The sequence below is a fragment of the Sorangium sp. So ce128 genome, assembly GCF_051525245.1.
In the GTDB taxonomy this organism is placed as follows: Bacteria; Myxococcota_A; Polyangia; order Polyangiales; family Polyangiaceae; genus Sorangium; species Sorangium cellulosum_B.
The window spans coordinates 9,253,295-9,267,922 of the sequence record NZ_CP150313.1; the positions used below are offsets into that span (position 1 = coordinate 9,253,295).

The following is a 14,628-nucleotide window of genomic DNA, read 5'->3' on the forward strand; positions in this document are numbered from 1 at the left end:
TCCTGTTCTGGACAGGCCCGTGCGGTGTGCGGAGCGCGCTACCGAGGCGCGCTGCCGGACGCCCGCGGGCGCCTCTCCCACGTCGTCCATTCGTCGACGAATCGCTCTTCGATCCAGGCCTTCGCGGCGCGCGCGTGCCTCAGCTCCTGGCGCAGCTCGAGCACGAGCACGGCAGCCTGGGTGTCCTCGCGCTGCGCCTCGGGGAGGAGCAGCGCTTCCTCGAGCCGCGCCTCGATCTCCTGCTCACGGCGCGCGAGCTCGACCATCTGCTCGCTCGCCGCGGCCGCGTCGGGCGGCGATGCCGTCGCGTCGAGGGCAGCGCCACGATCCCGCGCGAGCGCGCCGCCCGCGCCTGACGCGAGCAGCGGCGGCCGCGCGCGCGCCACCTGGACGCTCAGGCCCGCAGCCGCCACGCCGGCCGCGGCGAGGCTGGCGATGGCCCGCCGCCGGCCCCGAGGGCGCGGCGTGGATCGCGCCCGGCTCCCCGCATCCAGCAGGCGCCTGACGCGCGGAAGGAGCGCGCCCGCCGAGCGCGCCATGGCCGGGACCAGCGCGCGCCGCGGGGCGAGCGACGCGCCCGACGCGACCTGGACCAGCGCGCGCGCCAGACCGAGGGGATCCCCCGTGAGCTCGACGGCGCGATCGTCGCAGGCGAGCTCCGCTGTCTGGCGGAAGCGGGACGACGCCCAGTGGACGAGAGGATGCGCCCACAGGACCGACTGCACGAGGCCAGCGGCCGGAAACCACAGCCCGTCGCGGCGCTCGATGTGCGCCAGCTCGTGCGCGAACACGGCGTCGACCTCGGCGTCGGTGAGGGCGGCGAGCCTCGCCAGCGGGACGCAGATCTCGGAGGCTCCGATGACGAGCGGGCTGCCGACACCGGCGCTCTCCGTCAGCGCGACCCGGCGCAGCCCGATCCGGGCGCGCAGCCGATCGAGCCGCTGGAGCAGCCGCGCGTCCTGCACCTCCCTGCGCCCGCGGAGCCCACGCCACAGCAGCAGCGCCGACGAGGCGAACCGCAGCAGCCCCAGCGCGGCCGCTCCGGCCGTGCACGCGGCGAGCAGGTTCCACCCCTGGCTTCCCCCGGCGCGCCACGCCGGTGATCCGGCGCTGGCGCTCTCCCTGGTCGAGCCGCCGGCGTCCGGCGCGGCATCGAGGACCGCCGGCGCGGGGGCGTCCTCGAGCGACAGGACGGCGATCTCTCCAGGAGACGCCGTGTCCCCGGGCGCGCGCTCGAAGCCCCATGACATCGCCGCCGCGAGCAGCAGTGTCGCGAGCGGACCGAACAGCGCCATCTTCCAGAGCAGGTGCCGCGTGGAGGACGAGAGGGATCTCCGTCGAGCCAGGAGCGCCGCCGCCCCGGTCCACACCGCGGCGTGGGCCGAACAGGTGAGCAGCAGCGCCAGCCAGAGGGCGGCCACGCCGGGCCAGGCGCCCGGCCCCGCGAGCAGGTGGAGCGCCAGGATCACGCGCCTTTCTCCTTGATCAGCCGCTGCATCTCCTCGAGCTCTTCAGGGCTGAGCTGCTCCGACTCGAGGAGCTGCGCGGTGAGGGCCGAGGCCCTGCCGCCGAAGAACGAGCGCAGCACGCGGTGGAGCACGCCCCTGGCCGCCTCCTTCTGGTCGACCGACGCGCGGTACACGAACTGCCTGCCAGACCTCTTGCGCTCCACCCACCCCTGCTGGCTGAGCCGCTGCAGCAAGGTCGCCACCGTCGTGGGAGCGAGCTCCCGCCCGTCCTCCGCCATCGCCGAGACGACGTCCCCGACGGTGCCTTCCCCGACGGCCCAGAGGGCCTTCATCACCGCGAGCTGCAGATCGGTCAGCGCTTCGGTTCCCACGACGACAAGTGTCGTTCATGGGCGGCCGCCCGTCAACTACAAATGTAGTCGCGCGAGCTCCGGGGCGGCGGCCGGCGGGATCCCGGGCCCGGGTCGGGCCGCGAGCTACGTCGGCAGCTCCTCGAACTGGGGGAAGGCGTCCGTGATCTGATGCCAGGGCGCCTTCGAGCCGACGTGGATGTGGTGATCGGGCCCCTTCGCCGGCGCGCCGTCGAGCGTGCCGAGCTGCACGTGCGCGAACCGCTGCTCGCGGACGACGTCGTACACGGGCGAGAAGCATTGCTGGCAGACGCAGCGGTACCCGTCCTCGGACTCGCCGACCCGGAGCAGGTGCTCCCGCCCCGCGGTGACGCGGAGCCTGTCGATCTCGATCCCGCCGATGGCGGCGCAGGCGGCGCCGGTGCGCCTCCGGCACCTCGAGCAATGGCAGTAGAAGGCGTAGCCGAACGCGTCGTCGACCTCGAAGCGCACGGCACCGCAATAACAAGCTCCGTTCAACATGGCCCGTTTATCTCCCTCGAACGCGGCGCCTGAGCGCGCCGCTCCGGCTCCCTCGAACGCGGCGCCTGAGCGCGCCGCTCCGGCTCCCTCGAACGCGGCGCCTGAGCGCGCCGCTCCGGCTCCTCGAACGCGGCGCCTGAGCGCGCCGCTCCGGCGCTCGCGCCCCCTCACCCGTCGGGGAACGGGATGAACTCGATGTCGTCCCCCGGCACCTTGGGAAAGAGCCCTGCCTTCCAGTCCTGCTTCGCGCGCTCGATGCGCTCCGGCGAGCTCGAGACGAAGTTCCACAGGATGTGGCGGTCGCCGTCGAGCGCGGCGCCGCCGAGGAGCATCACGCGGCTCTGCGAGAGCGCGCGGAGCTCCGGCTGCGCTCCCGCGCGGAACACGAGCATCGTCCCCTCGCCGAAGCGCTGGCCCTCGCAGCCGACCAACCCGTCGATCACATAGGCCGCGCGCGCCGCGTGCTCCTCGGGCAGCGGGAGCGTCGCGCCCGGGTCGAGCTCCGCGTGGACGTAGAGCGTCGGCGACAGGACGCCGACCGGCGAGCGCGCGCCGTAGGCCTCCCCCGCGATCACGCGCAGCGTGGCGCCGTCCCGGGTGACGACGGGGATCGTCGCCGCCGGGTGGTGCTCGAAGCGGGGCGCGTCCTCCTCGTGCTCCATCGGCAGCGCGAGCCAGCACTGGACGCCGTGGAGGTGCGCCTCGTGCGTCAGGTCACCGCGCTCGGAGTGGACGATGCCGCGCCCGGCGACCATCCAGTTGACGTCGCCCGGCCGGATCGGCTGCGCCGTGCCGAGGCTGTCGCGGTGGAGGATCTCCCCCTCGAACAGGTACGTCAGCGTCGCGAGCCCGATGTGCGGGTGCGGGCGCACCGAGATGCCCTGTCCCACGGCGAAGCGCGCAGGGCCCATGTGGTCGAAGAAGACGAACGGACCGACGAGCCGGCGGCGGGCCGACGGCAGCACGCGCCGCACGGAGAAGCCGCCCAGATCGCGGGCGCGCGCGTCGATGACGAGCTCGATCGCGTTCGCGGACGAGTCCACGCAGGCGGGTTCATGGTCGGCGTAACGGCTCATCGGGGGCTCCTTCGCAGCGCTGGGCGGGGGTGCGCGGGGCGTCGCCTCGGTCCAGGGATCGCTACCCTAGCCCAGGAGGCGCTCCGGATGTGTAGCGGCGCGTCGCCCAGGTTCTTGCGTGGCTGCGTGTGAGGCGGTGCCAAGCCGCCGGGGGCCTGCCGTGAGCGCGGAACCGGGGAAGTCCTTGGGCGACGGCGCTGGCGCGGAGGAACGAACGGCGGAGACTTCCACGATTCTCAAGAGCGTGCCGAGCGGGGCGCCGCCGGACCGATCACAGAGGAGTCCGAAGTGAGGCGCCCACGCGCTCGAGGCGACCGACGGCCGCGCTGAACAATTCTTCCCGAGCGCGATCGTGCAGGCGCGTGCGAAAGTCGCGAAACCGATCTGCACCCGCCGCGTAGCCCCCTCGAACCACGCGCCACTGGCCATCGCGGGCCGACGCGGGCGCCCGCGGCCGCTCCGGTCTCCAGCGCGTTGGAGGAACGATCGCTGCACGCCGCTCGCCGCGGCGGGGGGCGATCCAGTTCGCGTCATCTCATTCACTGCTTCTGGAGGATCGTCATGAAGATTCGGCGTCGCACGCTGTCGGCCATGTCCCTTGTCCTCACCCTCGCCGCTGCTTGCAGCGATGGCGGAGGCGGCGATACCACAGGCGCCGGCGGCATGGGCGGGGGAGGCGCCGGCGGATCTGCTGGCGGGGATGCGGCCACGAGCTTCGAGGTGACCATCGAGAACGTGACGCCCGCGCGGGATTACCGGGTGGCCGGCGTGTTCAACACGCCCGTGGGCGAGAGCATGCCCGGACCGCTCTTCCCAGAGAAGAGCTTCGAGTTCCGCGTCGGCGCCCTGCCAGGCGACAGGCTGTCGTTCACGACGATGTTCGGGCAGTCGAATGATCTGTTCTATGCGCCCGATGGCGCCGGGATCGCGCTCCACGACGAGGCGGGCAGCCCGGTGAGCGGGGACGTGACCGACCAGGTCCTGCTGTGGGACGCAGGCAGCGAGGCCAACGAGGAGCCGGGCGCGGGGCCGAACCAGGCGCCCCGGCAGAGCGGCCCGAACACGGGCGCCAAGGACCCGGACAACACGGTGCGGCTGGTCCAGGATGGTTATACCTACCCGGCGGTCGAGGAGGTCATCCAGGTGATCGTGACGCCGGAGCCGGGCAATGAGTTCACGATCCGGATCACCAACATGTCGGAGGTGGGGACGCTGATGCCCGAGGGCGGGGAGCCGGCCGCCGTGCCGCTGTCGCCGGGGCTCTTCGTGGTGCACACGATGGAAAACCCGCTGTTCACGGTCGGGAAGGCGTACCCCGGTAACGGGCTGGAGGCGCAAGCCGAGGACGGGAACCCGATGATGCTGCACGAGGGGGTCATGCCCCGCGCGGGGCTGACCTCGCCGGCGGCGCCGGGCGTCGCGGTGGTGCACGGGGCCGCAGCGCCGCTGTTCAGGTCGGGCGAGGCGGACCGGAGCAAGGGACTCGAGATGCTGGCCGAGGACGGGAACCCGACCATGCTCGCGGAGTCGCTGGAGGCCGAGGTCGGGGGCGAGAGCGGGCTCTCGTCGGTGCTGGTCTACGACACGCCCGTGGGCGCCTCGATGCCGGGGCCGCTGCTGCCCGGCGCGAAGTTCAGCTTCACGGTGACCGCGCGGCCCGGCGAGCGGCTGAGCTTCGCGTCGATGCTGGGGCAATCGAACGATCTGTTCTTCGCCCCGAGCGAGGAGGGGATCGCGCTGTTCGACGCGAGCGGCGAGCCGGTGAGCGGCGATGTCTCCGACCAGGTCTCGATCTGGGACGCGGGCACCGAGGCCAACCAGTGGCCCGGCGTGGGCCCCGACCAGGCGCCGCGCCAGGCCGGGCCGCAGATGGGCGCCGACGATCCCACGGGCCGGGTGCGCTCCGTCGATGACGGTTATCTGTATCCTGCGGCCAACCAGATGCTGAAGGTGACCATCAGCCCGGCGCGGTAGCGGGGACCACGAGCGGCAGCGCTGGCTGCTGAATCACGGCCCCGGGGACGCCCGGGCCGTTCACGCGTGACCTCCGAGCAGGTGGAACGCTGACCTGTCGCGCGCTGGTCGCGAGGTCGTGCATGCTAGCGTCCATTCCGATCATGGAAGGCTCGATCCTCCGGCACATCGTTGCAAGCGATGGGACGCGCATCGCGTGGCACACGCACCAGCGCCCAGGCGACGAGGTGCAGCTGCGGGATCGAGCGCCCGTCGTCCTCACGAACGGCCTCAGCACGACGGAGAACTTCTGGAAGCACCTCGTCAGCGCGCTCGCAACGACGACCCACCTGGTCCACTGGAGCTACCGGGGCCACGGGCAGAGCGAGACGGCGCGCTCGGGCGACTACGCCATTCCGACCCACGCAGACGACCTCCTCCGGGTGACGGAGGCGGTCCGTGCTCGTAGTACGTTCGCCGGCGCGCCGGTGCACATCGCCTTTTCCATGGGCGTCACGGTGCTGCTCGAGCTCTACCGCCGCCGCCCTGATCTCGTGCGCGCGATGGTGCTCATCGCCGGCGGCGCCGATCACCCCTACGCGTCGAACGCCGCCTTCCGGATCCCCGGCGCGCGCGCGGCCCTCCGTGTGGCGCTACGGACGGCGGCCCCCATCGTCCCTCGTATTGCGCCGGTCGTGCGCCGCGTCACGGCGTCCAAGGCCCTCTTCCCCCTGGGCCAGGCCGCGGGCGTCTTCGGGCCCGAGGCGCCTCGCGAGGAGCTGGAGCATTTCCTCCGCGCCGTCGGGACCATGGACCTTCGCGCTTACTGGGAGTCTCTGCGGTCGTTGATGGAGGCACGTGCGTCGGACGTCCTCCCCCAGGTGCGGGTGCCGGTCCTGGTCATCGCGCCCGAGCGCGACGTGATGGCCCTGCGGGCCGATCTCGACGCGTTGCGCCGCCTCATTCCGGGTGCCGAGTGGATGATCGTGCTCCGCACAGGCCACGCGATGCTCCTCGAGGCAGGGGGCGTGGTATCGGCCCGCATACAGGAGTTCTTGCTCGGCCTACAGTAGCCAAGAGCCCATGGGCCAAGCTCCCGCCACCTGCACAGCCGCCTCGCCTGTAGCCGCTCCCTCCTCGCGCGGTGTCGCAGCTGAGCTCGAGCATCGTCCTGCCACGTCGGCGCGCGTGGCAGCGGCAAGAATCGCCGCGCGGTCTATTCCAGGGCCGGTGTCGCTCACCGACAGCCGTATCTTCATCTTTCGCGCATGCGGCCCCAGATTCAGCTCCAGCTCGATTCTCGTCGTCCTCCCCCAAGAAGCAGCCATGTTCCTCGTCGAGCAGCCACCTGCCAAGACCGCGCTGCCGTGGGCGATGACATCGAATGACCAGTTCCCGGTCGATCCGCCGCCCAGCTTCGACGACCCGGCGCACATCGCCTCACGGCGATCGAACACCATGATCCGGGGGGCGACTGGGATCCTTTCTTGAACACCCCGTCGAACCAGGAGCACCCGGCCGGCCACCCCTGGTGAGCGGCTCGGGCCTGTACGCGCTGGCGCACTTCTTCGGCCTGGGGGAGCTGTCTACGCCCCTCGTGGGGACCCTGGCGGGTGCGGCACCATCGAACCGCCCAGGGCCGACCCCTGCCAACGCGCAGTCATCCTGGCCCGAGCAGCCCCGCGATCCGCTCCACGCACACCGCCGGAACCCCGCGCTCCGCGCTGTCGTGGCGCATCGTCGCCGCGTGCCCCCCGTCGTAGACGACCACCTCCCCGCCCTCCAGCCCCCCGCAGATGCGCGCGAACGCGTCCTCGCGCGGCCGCAGCGTCAGCACGCGCAGCCCGGGCCGGTCGGGGATCCGGAAGGAGACCGGCTCGCTCGGGAGGTGGTGCGCGGCGAGCTCTTCGTGGATCGCGGACGCCGGCACGCCCCGCAGCGCGCCGAAGCTCGCCGGCAGATCGAGCGGGCGCTCGATCGGCGAGTCGAGCGCTAGGCAGTCGACCGCGGGGTGCAGCCCGGCGACGATCATCGCGCCGAAGTTGCCGTGGGACGCCGCGAGCAGCGCGGCGCTGCCGGCGCCCAGCCGCGCGCACAGGTGGTCGATCGCGCTCCAGAGCAAGATCGCCTCCCAGCGGCCGCTCGTCACGAGCGGCTGGCCGCGCGGGTTGCGCACGCCCACGTACGCGATCGCATAGAGGCCCGCGACGCCGCGCTCGGCCAGCGCCGAGACCAGCGCCGCCGCGGCGTCCGGGCCGGCGCGGAAGCCGGGCACGAGCACGATGGCCCGCCGGGCCTCGCCCACCTGCATGCAGGTGAGCTCCGCGAACGGCCCATCCGAGCGCGGCAGCGGGACGTCGACGCGCCGGGCGCCGCGCGCCCGGAACACGCGCTCGGCGAGGGTGCGCGAGCCCTCGAGCACCTCGTGCGTGAAGATGTCCGTGGGCCGCAGCGCGCTGTCCGCGGCGGCGAGATCGCGCCAGTGCGCGTAGCGCCCGACCGGCAGCGTCGGCGCGGCGAGCGGCGCGCCCGGCGCGACCGCGATCTTCAGCGCGCGCCCGGCGAAGGCCGGCGCCACCTCGCGCGAGAGCGACGGGAGATCCACGACCGGCGCCGCCAGCGGGAGCGGAAGCGGCGCCTCCCCGCGCGGCCGGAAGGGCCGGTCCGGCGCCTCCTCGGCGCACCGGCGGACGAGCGCGCTCCCGGCGAGGCGCGCGTCCGCGCCCGGCGCCGGCACCACCCGGCCGTCCGCCTCGTCGGTCAGGAACACCGCCTCGTCGTCCGCGTGATCGTCGTCGACGATCACCAGGAACGACGCCACGTCCGGCGCCGGATCGACGGGGAACCACCGCCACAGATCCCGCACGAACGCCCAGCGCCGCGCCACGAGCGGCGGCTCGGGCCCCCCGGGCAGCGCGACCGCCGACGGGGCCGATGGGCCGGCGGCGAGCTTCCGGCGCGCGTGCGCGACGTAGGTCGACCACGCGGGCCGCTCCAGCACGCCCACGAGGTCCGAGCGCTGCAGCTTGGGGCCCGTGTCGAGCAGCACCCACCCGTCGTCCCAGCAGAGGTTCTTCGGGGAGAGATCGAGGAGGATCCCCTCGCGGCGGAAGAGATCCCCCGCCTCCCCGAGCGCCTCGACCAGCGCGGCGCGCCGCGCCGGATCCAGCTCGCCCGCGAGCAGCTCCGCCTGCAGGGTGGGCCGGGCGCAGAGCTCCTTGGCGATGCCGCGCGCGTCGGTCTCCACGATGGCCGCGGGCCGGAGCGCGCGGAGCGCCGCCGCACGGCGCGCCGAGAGCGCCTCCACCCGGAGCGCCTCCCGGAAGAAGGCGACGCCCGCCCGCGACCGCTTGTACGCGAGCCGGGCGCCCGTCTCCAGGCAGCGCGCCTCGTAGACCACGCCCACGAGGCCGCTGCCCAGCGCGCCGCCGACCCGCAGGAACCGCCCGCCGACGCGCACCACCGCGCCCTCGGGCAGCGCCTCCGTGGCCTCGACCAGCGCCCGCTTCAGGCGCGGGCTCCGGGTGATGGCGCTGACCAGCCCGAGCTGGCGCGAGGTCAGCCGGGGTCGCGCCGGGGCATCCATCCGCGGCTTACTTCTCTTTCTTCGGGAAGAGCGCCTTGCGCAGGTGCTTGGCCGCGTGCTCCAGCTCGACCAGCGCCTCGATGGATTTCACCGTCGCCTGCTCCACGCCGAGCAGCGCGGCCGCCCTGGCCACCGCGGCCTTCTCCGCCTCCGCGTAGGTGCCGTCGGCGCGCGCCACCTCGATGGCGTCGCGCAGCAGCATGCGCGCGCGGAGCCCGCCCTTCTTGAAGCCGGGCAGGAGCACCTCGAGCTTCCCGCTGCGGAAGTCGAAGCCCTCGACCTCGCGGGTCAACGACTCCGGGAGCCCGAGGCGCTGCATGCCCTTGCGCAGCGCCTTGAGCTCGGCCTCGGGGATCTCCCCGTCGGCGCCGACGATGACCTTGAGCGCCTTGAGGTACGAGAGCGCCTGCTCGTCCGAGCTCGGCAGCCGGCCGTACCTCTCCTTCACGCGTGCTTCGTTGATGGCGACCATCAGGCTAGCTCCTCCTTGAGGGGCCCCACCGTATCAGGGCGGCCCGATCACGGGAAGCGCCCCGCTCAGGCCGAGCCGCCGACATCGTCGTGCTCCCGGCGACGGCGTGAAGCGGCGCCTCTCCGGGAACAACGCTTCTCCTCGACGAGGCAACGGCTCCTCACCTCATGCGACGGCGCTCCCCTCGTCGACCCACGCCCGCGCGAGCTCGAGCGTGCGGGCGTTCTCCTCGACGCGCTCGAGGGACCGCGCGCGCCGCGCGGGGTCGTCGAGCTGCGCCGCGGCGTCGAGGAGCCTCGCGCGCCCATCTCGGCCGCCGTCGCGCGGCGATCGACGCGCGGGCGGGGCGCTTCACGGCGGCGTGGCGATACCCTAGCCTGGCCGTGGATCTCCGCCGCGCCGCGAGCGCCACAAGGAAAGAAGGACCATGGCCGTCACCTCTGGCTTCGACCTCACGAGCGAACGCTTCTTCGCCGATCCATTCCCGACGCTCGATCGGCTCCGCACCGAGGCGCCGGTCTACTTCTTCGAGCCGCTGCAGTGCTTCTTCATCACCGCTCCTGCCGATATCGAGGGGCTCGTGAAGGACCCGAGCTTCACCGCGCGGCGGGCGACGGCGATCCTCGGCAGCCTCGGCATGCTCGGCGAGGACGAGCTCTCGAGAAAAACGTTCGACTCCTTGTCGCGGCTCGCCTTCTTCCAGGACCCGCCGCGCCACACGAAGCTTCGACAGCTCATCATGAAAGGGTTCTCTCCGTCGGCCGTCGAGTGGATGCGCCCGCGGGTCGTGGGGCTCGTGCAGCGCGCCGCCGAGAAGGCGCGGCGCGACGGCGAGATGGATGTCGTCTCGGCGTTCTCCGAGGCGGTCGCGCTCAACACGCTCGCCGAGATGTTCGTGATACCTGAGGCCGATCGGCCGCAGTTCATGAGATGGTCGACGGACCTCCTGAAGCTCGCCGGCGGCGGGGTCACCTCGGAGGAGCAGAAGCGGGCGGTGAAGCAGAGCTGCTGCGACATGGTCGACTACATGATGCGGCTCGTCGAGGAGCGCCGGAAGGCGCCGGGCGAAGACGTCGCGAGCAGGTTCATCGAGGCAGAAGGCGGAGACACCGAGCTTGCGGGCGAGGCGGCCATGCAATGCTTCCAGATGGTCGCCGCGGGATTCGTCACCTCCGTGAACCAGATCGCGAACACCGTGCTCGCGCTCCTCAACCACCCCGCCGAGCTCGCGAAGCTCCGGGAGGCGCCGGGCCTCGTCCGCGGCGCGGTCGAGGAGAGCCTGCGCTTCGAGCCGTCCGTGCTCTCCCTCAGCCGCATGTGCGCGAGGGACACGGAGATCCGGGGCACCAGGGTCTCCGAGGGGCAGTTCGTCTTCGCGATGATCGCCGCGGCGAACCGCGATCCCGGGCTGTTCTCCGAGCCGGACCGCTTCGATATCACCCGGCAGCAGAGCCGGCACCTGACCTTCGGGAGCGGCGCTCATTACTGCCCCGGGGCCCCGCTCATCCGGATGGAGGTGGAGGAGTCGGTGCGCGCCCTGCTCTCGCTGCCGCGCTGGGAGCTCGCCGAACCGACGTTGAGCTACGCCGGCTCGAACCTGCAGGACCGCGGGCCGAGCTCGCTGCGCGTTCGCTTCCCCGCAGCCTGAAGCGGGCGGGCTAGCACTACCGCGGGAAGTCGGACGGCGAAGCGAACCGCCATGTCGCCAAGGGCGCCGAGAAACCAGGGGAATGGTAGAAATAATGCCGAGACGGCGCGTCCTCTCTCTCCCCTTGGCGACCCTGGCGCCATGGCGGTTTTTCTGCCGATCCGGGGCAACTTCCCGCAGTGGTGCTAGGCGCGGGTGCCGACGGAGGACAGGACCCGCTCGAGCTCCGTGGGATCGATCGGCTTCGTCATGTGCAGATCGAACCCCGCCTCCTGGGCGCGGCGGCGATCTTCCGCGTGGCCGTACCCGGTCTGAGCGATGAGGTAGGCCCCCGCCGTGGCGGGATCGGCGCGCAGCGCCCGCGCGAGGGCATACCCGTCCATCCCCGGCAATCCGAGGTCGCAGAGCACCACGTCGGGCGCGAGCGTGCGCCCCATGGCGAGCCCCGCGGGGCCCGTGTACGCGACCTCGGCCTGATACCCGAGGAGGGCGAGGAATTGCTTGAGGATGTCCGCCGTGTCGAGGTTGTCCTCGACCACGAGCACCCGGAGCGACTCCTCCCGCGACGCTGTCGCAGGCCGGACGGGCTCCGGCCGTCGGATGGAAGGAACTGGCGTGGAGGAGAGCGGCAATCGGACGCGGAAGGTCGATCCGAGCCCGGGGCCCTCGCTGTGGGCCTCGACGGATCCGCCGTGCATCGCGATCAGGCTGTGCACGAGCGAGAGCCCGAGGCCGAGGCCGCCGCGCCGTCGATCGAGGCTGCTGTCGGCCTGGCTGAAGGTCTCGAAGACGCGCGGGATCATCGATGGATCCATGCCGATCCCCGAATCCTCCACCACGATCACCGCGGTGTTCGTCGCCGGATCCGCCTCCAGGCAGGCGACCACCCGGCCCCCCGCGTCCGTGAACTTGAGCGCGTTGTGCAGGAGGTTGCCGATGACCTGCGCGAGGCGCGTGTGATCCCCGGCGGCCCAGACCGGCTCGTCCGGGAGGGTGACCAGAAGCTCGATCCCATTGTCCTGGAAGCTCGGCGCATAATCGTCCGTGACCTGACGGACGATCCGCGCGAGATCACAGGGCTCTTTTCGCAGCTCGATCTTGCCCCGGGCGACACGCGACACGTCGAGCAGGTCGTCGATCATCCGGGCCATGTGCGCCACCTGGCGCGCGATCATGTCGCGCGTCCGGACGGCCTCGGGCGCGTCGCCGCCGGTGATGTCGAGGACCTGGATGGCCGTCCGGATGGGCGCGAGCGGATTGCGCAATTCGTGGGCGAGCATCACCAGGAACTCGTCCTTGCGGCGATCGGCCTCCCGGAGCGCCTGCTCGCTCGCGAGCAGCGCCTGCTCGGCCCGCTTTCGTTCGGTCACCTCCTGCACCACGACGTTGATGCCGAGCATCGTGCCCGCCTCGTCGCGCACGGGGTGGACGCTGACCAGCCAATGGTGGTCCCCCTCGGGCCGCGCAACCCGGAGCTCGCAATTCGTCACCTCCTGCTCCGTCTCGAGGACACGCTTGCAGAGGTCCTTGAAAGGCGTGGCCTCGGGGATGAACTCGCCGAGCGTGCGGCCGAGGTGCTCGGAGATGGGCCGACCGGTGATGCGCGCGAGCGTCTCGTTGACGCTCACGTACCGGAGATCCCGGTCGAGGAAGCAGAGGCCGACGGGGGCCGTCGAATACACGTTCTGCAGGAGCGCGAGGTGGCGCTGCGCGGCCTGCTCGCTCGCGCGCAAGCTCCGGCAGAGGCGATTGCGTTCGAGGACGGCCGCCACCTGCACGCTCAGCGTCTGCATGAGCGAGAGCTCGTCGGCGTTCATGTGCGAGCGTTTGCTGGTGGCGAAGGCCAGGGTCCCGAGCAGTCGGTCGTGCGAGATGAGCGGATATCCCGCATAGGCCTGCACGCCCGCCTTTTTCAGCTCCGACCCGCATTCCAGGGTCGAGCGCTGGAGATCGAAGGCGATGAGGGGCATCCGGGTCGCCGCGACGGTCCCGCACATGAACTGGCCGAACTTGATCGTCCGATATCGCCGCTCGTCCTCGGGCGAGATGCCCGCGGCCGACTCGAGGACGAGGGTATTCGGCTCTTCGCCGATCATGTAATTGAAGTAGAGCTCGACGCCGAGGTCGTTTGCCAGCTCCTCGAAGAGGGATCCGAGGAGAGCCGAAGGCTCGTCGCAGAGGACGAGCCGACTCGCGGCTTTTGCCAGGATCCGCAGGTGCGCGTGTCCGGCTCGCGCTTGCCCGGGTGTCTCGGCCGCAAGAGCACATTTCGCGTTGGGCGGCACGTGTACCCATCGGGCGGCGCCGAGGGCTTCCTCGAGCCAACCCCCTTTGCCTTCACCGTGCAGTCTACTGCGCGGCAGGCACGGCGCCACGGCAACGCTCGCCGAGTCCGAGCGTCCGCATTTCGCAGAATTTCCAGCGCCGGGGCGCCGCACCGCGTCCCGCGCGCGGGGTCTCAGCGGCTGGCCGCCGCCCAGCTGGCCAGCGGGTGCGCCTCGAACCAGGGCCGGGTGGCCTCGGCGATGGTCGAGCGTCTCGCTAACCGATGTTGCTCGGCCGGTACCAGTCGAAGTTGTTGTGGAACGGAAAGCTGTTGATCCCCAGGCTGATGCTGGCGTCGAGCGCGCGGACGTGGTGCCACCAGCCCACCGGGATGAAGAGCGCCTCGCCCGGCTCGAGCACGACGTCCTTCACGAGCACCGGGGCCATCGGGTCCTTCTCCGGGTCCCGATCGGCGTACATCGCGCGTGCGCCGTCGAACAGCGACGTCTCGAACGGCGCGATCATGCGGTAACGCTTCCTGCCGTACACCTGCCCGAACAGGATGTTGGACGTGTCGTAGTGCAGCGGCGTGACGGTCCCCGCAGGGCCGAGCCAGAGCGCCGAGGCGCCCAGCAGCCGCTGCGCGGCGCAGTACCCGTCCGGGAGCACCACGTCGTCCAGCAGCGCGCCGAGCCTCGTCCGCTCGAGGACGCGGTTGTTGGCGACCATGTAAAAGTCGTTCGTCTCCTCGCTCGCGGCGCCGGCGATGCGCGCGACGAAGTCGCGCAGCGGGGTGCTCTCCGTGTGCCGCGCCGCGTGCATGTCGTAGTCGGGATCGCTCTGGCGTCCTGTCGTGACGTCGACCACGACATCGCCGAAGCGCTCGGAGAGGTACGCCGGGGTCCACCGGCCGAAGGCGGGCCAGCGGGTCACGACGTCGGTCAGGACGACCGGGATGTTGCCGGCGACATAGACGTCGCGGAGCTCCTCGCCAGACACGCCGGAGCGCCGCGGGATCCCCGTCGGGTCGCAGGCGGTCGACGCCATTCGCTGCTGGAGCCGCGCCAGCATCTCGTGCCGCCGCGCCGACCTGGCGAAGGGCCGAGCGGCGACGAAGATGGGCGAACGGACGATGGCCGAGAGCAGCTCTCCAGCCTGCGCGCTGCTGACGCCGGCCGCCTGGAGTTGCTCCGAGATCACGCCCTCGGGCACGCCGCGCAGCAGGTTCTCCGTGGCCCAGCGCCACCACTCGGGCGCAACTTCCAGCTCGCGTTCCTGTTCGCCCAT

Annotated in this window: 12 protein-coding genes; 4 read left to right on the forward strand and 8 right to left on the reverse strand. The window is 71.9% G+C overall.

What is annotated here, in order from left to right; translation table 11 throughout:
- Window positions 1–38 precede the first annotated feature (38 nt).
- The 4 genes from WME82_RS35170 to WME82_RS35185 all read right to left on the reverse strand — a co-directional run bounded on the left by WME82_RS35170 (window position 39) and on the right by WME82_RS35185 (window position 3,417).
- Window positions 39–1,469 (reverse strand): M56 family metallopeptidase, encoded by a 1,431-nt coding sequence (locus WME82_RS35170; protein ID WP_438038871.1) that lies wholly within the window; start codon window positions 1,467–1,469, stop codon window positions 39–41.
- The gene (locus WME82_RS35175; protein ID WP_437524485.1) at window positions 1,466–1,840 is read right to left on the reverse strand and encodes a BlaI/MecI/CopY family transcriptional regulator; all 375 of its coding nucleotides are present in this window, start codon (window positions 1,838–1,840) and stop codon (window positions 1,466–1,468) included. The genes WME82_RS35170 and WME82_RS35175 overlap by 4 nt, the downstream gene beginning before the upstream one ends.
- Window positions 1,841–1,945: 105 nt before the next feature.
- Entirely contained in the window at window positions 1,946–2,341 is a 396-nt protein-coding gene (locus WME82_RS35180; protein WP_437740869.1) for a GFA family protein, read from the reverse strand.
- 167 nt (window positions 2,342–2,508) lie between these two features.
- On the reverse strand, window positions 2,509–3,417 hold the full coding sequence (locus WME82_RS35185) for a pirin family protein (RefSeq protein ID WP_438038872.1): 909 nt from the start codon (window positions 3,415–3,417) through the stop codon (window positions 2,509–2,511).
- 561 nt (window positions 3,418–3,978) lie between these two features.
- On the opposite strand from WME82_RS35185, the gene WME82_RS35190 reads away from it, so the two are divergent.
- The 3 genes from WME82_RS35190 to WME82_RS35200 all read left to right on the forward strand — a co-directional run bounded on the left by WME82_RS35190 (window position 3,979) and on the right by WME82_RS35200 (window position 6,861).
- Complete coding sequence (locus tag WME82_RS35190; RefSeq protein WP_438038873.1) at window positions 3,979–5,391, forward strand: spondin domain-containing protein; 1,413 nt, start codon at window positions 3,979–3,981, stop codon at window positions 5,389–5,391.
- Between the two features lie 143 nt (window positions 5,392–5,534).
- Entirely contained in the window at window positions 5,535–6,443 is a 909-nt protein-coding gene (locus WME82_RS35195; protein ID WP_438038874.1) for an alpha/beta fold hydrolase, read from the forward strand.
- 253 nt (window positions 6,444–6,696) lie between these two features.
- The gene (locus tag WME82_RS35200; protein WP_438038875.1) at window positions 6,697–6,861 is read left to right on the forward strand and encodes a hypothetical protein; all 165 of its coding nucleotides are present in this window, start codon (window positions 6,697–6,699) and stop codon (window positions 6,859–6,861) included.
- Window positions 6,862–7,030: 169 nt separating this feature from the next.
- On the opposite strand, the gene WME82_RS35205 is transcribed toward WME82_RS35200, so the two are convergent.
- Together WME82_RS35205 and WME82_RS35210 are read right to left on the reverse strand one after the other, a co-directional pair.
- Window positions 7,031–8,956 carry a hypothetical protein gene (locus WME82_RS35205; protein ID WP_438038876.1) on the reverse strand — a complete coding sequence of 642 codons (1,926 nt, stop codon included), beginning with the start codon at window positions 8,954–8,956 and terminating at the stop codon, window positions 7,031–7,033.
- Between the two features lie 7 nt (window positions 8,957–8,963).
- The gene (locus tag WME82_RS35210) at window positions 8,964–9,428 is read right to left on the reverse strand and encodes a TerB family tellurite resistance protein (RefSeq protein WP_437740893.1); all 465 of its coding nucleotides are present in this window, start codon (window positions 9,426–9,428) and stop codon (window positions 8,964–8,966) included.
- A 427-nt stretch (window positions 9,429–9,855) separates the two neighbouring features.
- Here WME82_RS35210 and WME82_RS35215 point away from each other — a divergent pair, with 427 nt between their 5' ends.
- Window positions 9,856–11,076, forward strand: a complete 1,221-nt coding sequence (locus WME82_RS35215) for a cytochrome P450 (protein ID WP_438038877.1) — start codon at window positions 9,856–9,858, stop codon at window positions 11,074–11,076.
- 185 nt (window positions 11,077–11,261) lie between these two features.
- Here the strand turns inward: WME82_RS35215 and WME82_RS35220 are convergent, their stop codons facing one another.
- A complete protein-coding gene (locus WME82_RS35220; protein WP_438038878.1) occupies window positions 11,262–13,361 on the reverse strand; it encodes an ATP-binding protein in 2,100 nt (699 codons plus the stop codon).
- A gap of 256 nt (window positions 13,362–13,617) precedes the next feature.
- Window positions 13,618–14,628 carry a cupin-like domain-containing protein gene (locus WME82_RS35225; protein WP_438038879.1) on the reverse strand — a complete coding sequence of 337 codons (1,011 nt, stop codon included), beginning with the start codon at window positions 14,626–14,628 and terminating at the stop codon, window positions 13,618–13,620.

Excerpts from the sequence above, each read along its gene's own strand:
- WME82_RS35205 (WP_438038876.1), bottom strand. The coding sequence starts at position 8,956 with ATGGATGCCCCGGCGCGACCCCGGCTGACCTCGCGCCAGCTCGGGCTG.
- WME82_RS35215 (WP_438038877.1), top strand. The coding sequence starts at position 9,856 with ATGGCCGTCACCTCTGGCTTCGACCTCACGAGCGAACGCTTCTTCGCC.
- WME82_RS35200 (WP_438038875.1), top strand. The coding sequence starts at position 6,697 with ATGTTCCTCGTCGAGCAGCCACCTGCCAAGACCGCGCTGCCGTGGGCG.
- WME82_RS35210 (WP_437740893.1), bottom strand. The coding sequence starts at position 9,428 with ATGGTCGCCATCAACGAAGCACGCGTGAAGGAGAGGTACGGCCGGCTG.
- WME82_RS35180 (WP_437740869.1), bottom strand. The coding sequence starts at position 2,341 with ATGTTGAACGGAGCTTGTTATTGCGGTGCCGTGCGCTTCGAGGTCGAC.
- WME82_RS35190 (WP_438038873.1), top strand. The coding sequence starts at position 3,979 with ATGAAGATTCGGCGTCGCACGCTGTCGGCCATGTCCCTTGTCCTCACC.
- WME82_RS35195 (WP_438038874.1), top strand. The coding sequence starts at position 5,535 with ATGGAAGGCTCGATCCTCCGGCACATCGTTGCAAGCGATGGGACGCGC.
- WME82_RS35185 (WP_438038872.1), bottom strand. The coding sequence starts at position 3,417 with ATGAGCCGTTACGCCGACCATGAACCCGCCTGCGTGGACTCGTCCGCG.
- WME82_RS35225 (WP_438038879.1), bottom strand. The coding sequence starts at position 14,628 with ATGGGCGAACAGGAACGCGAGCTGGAAGTTGCGCCCGAGTGGTGGCGC.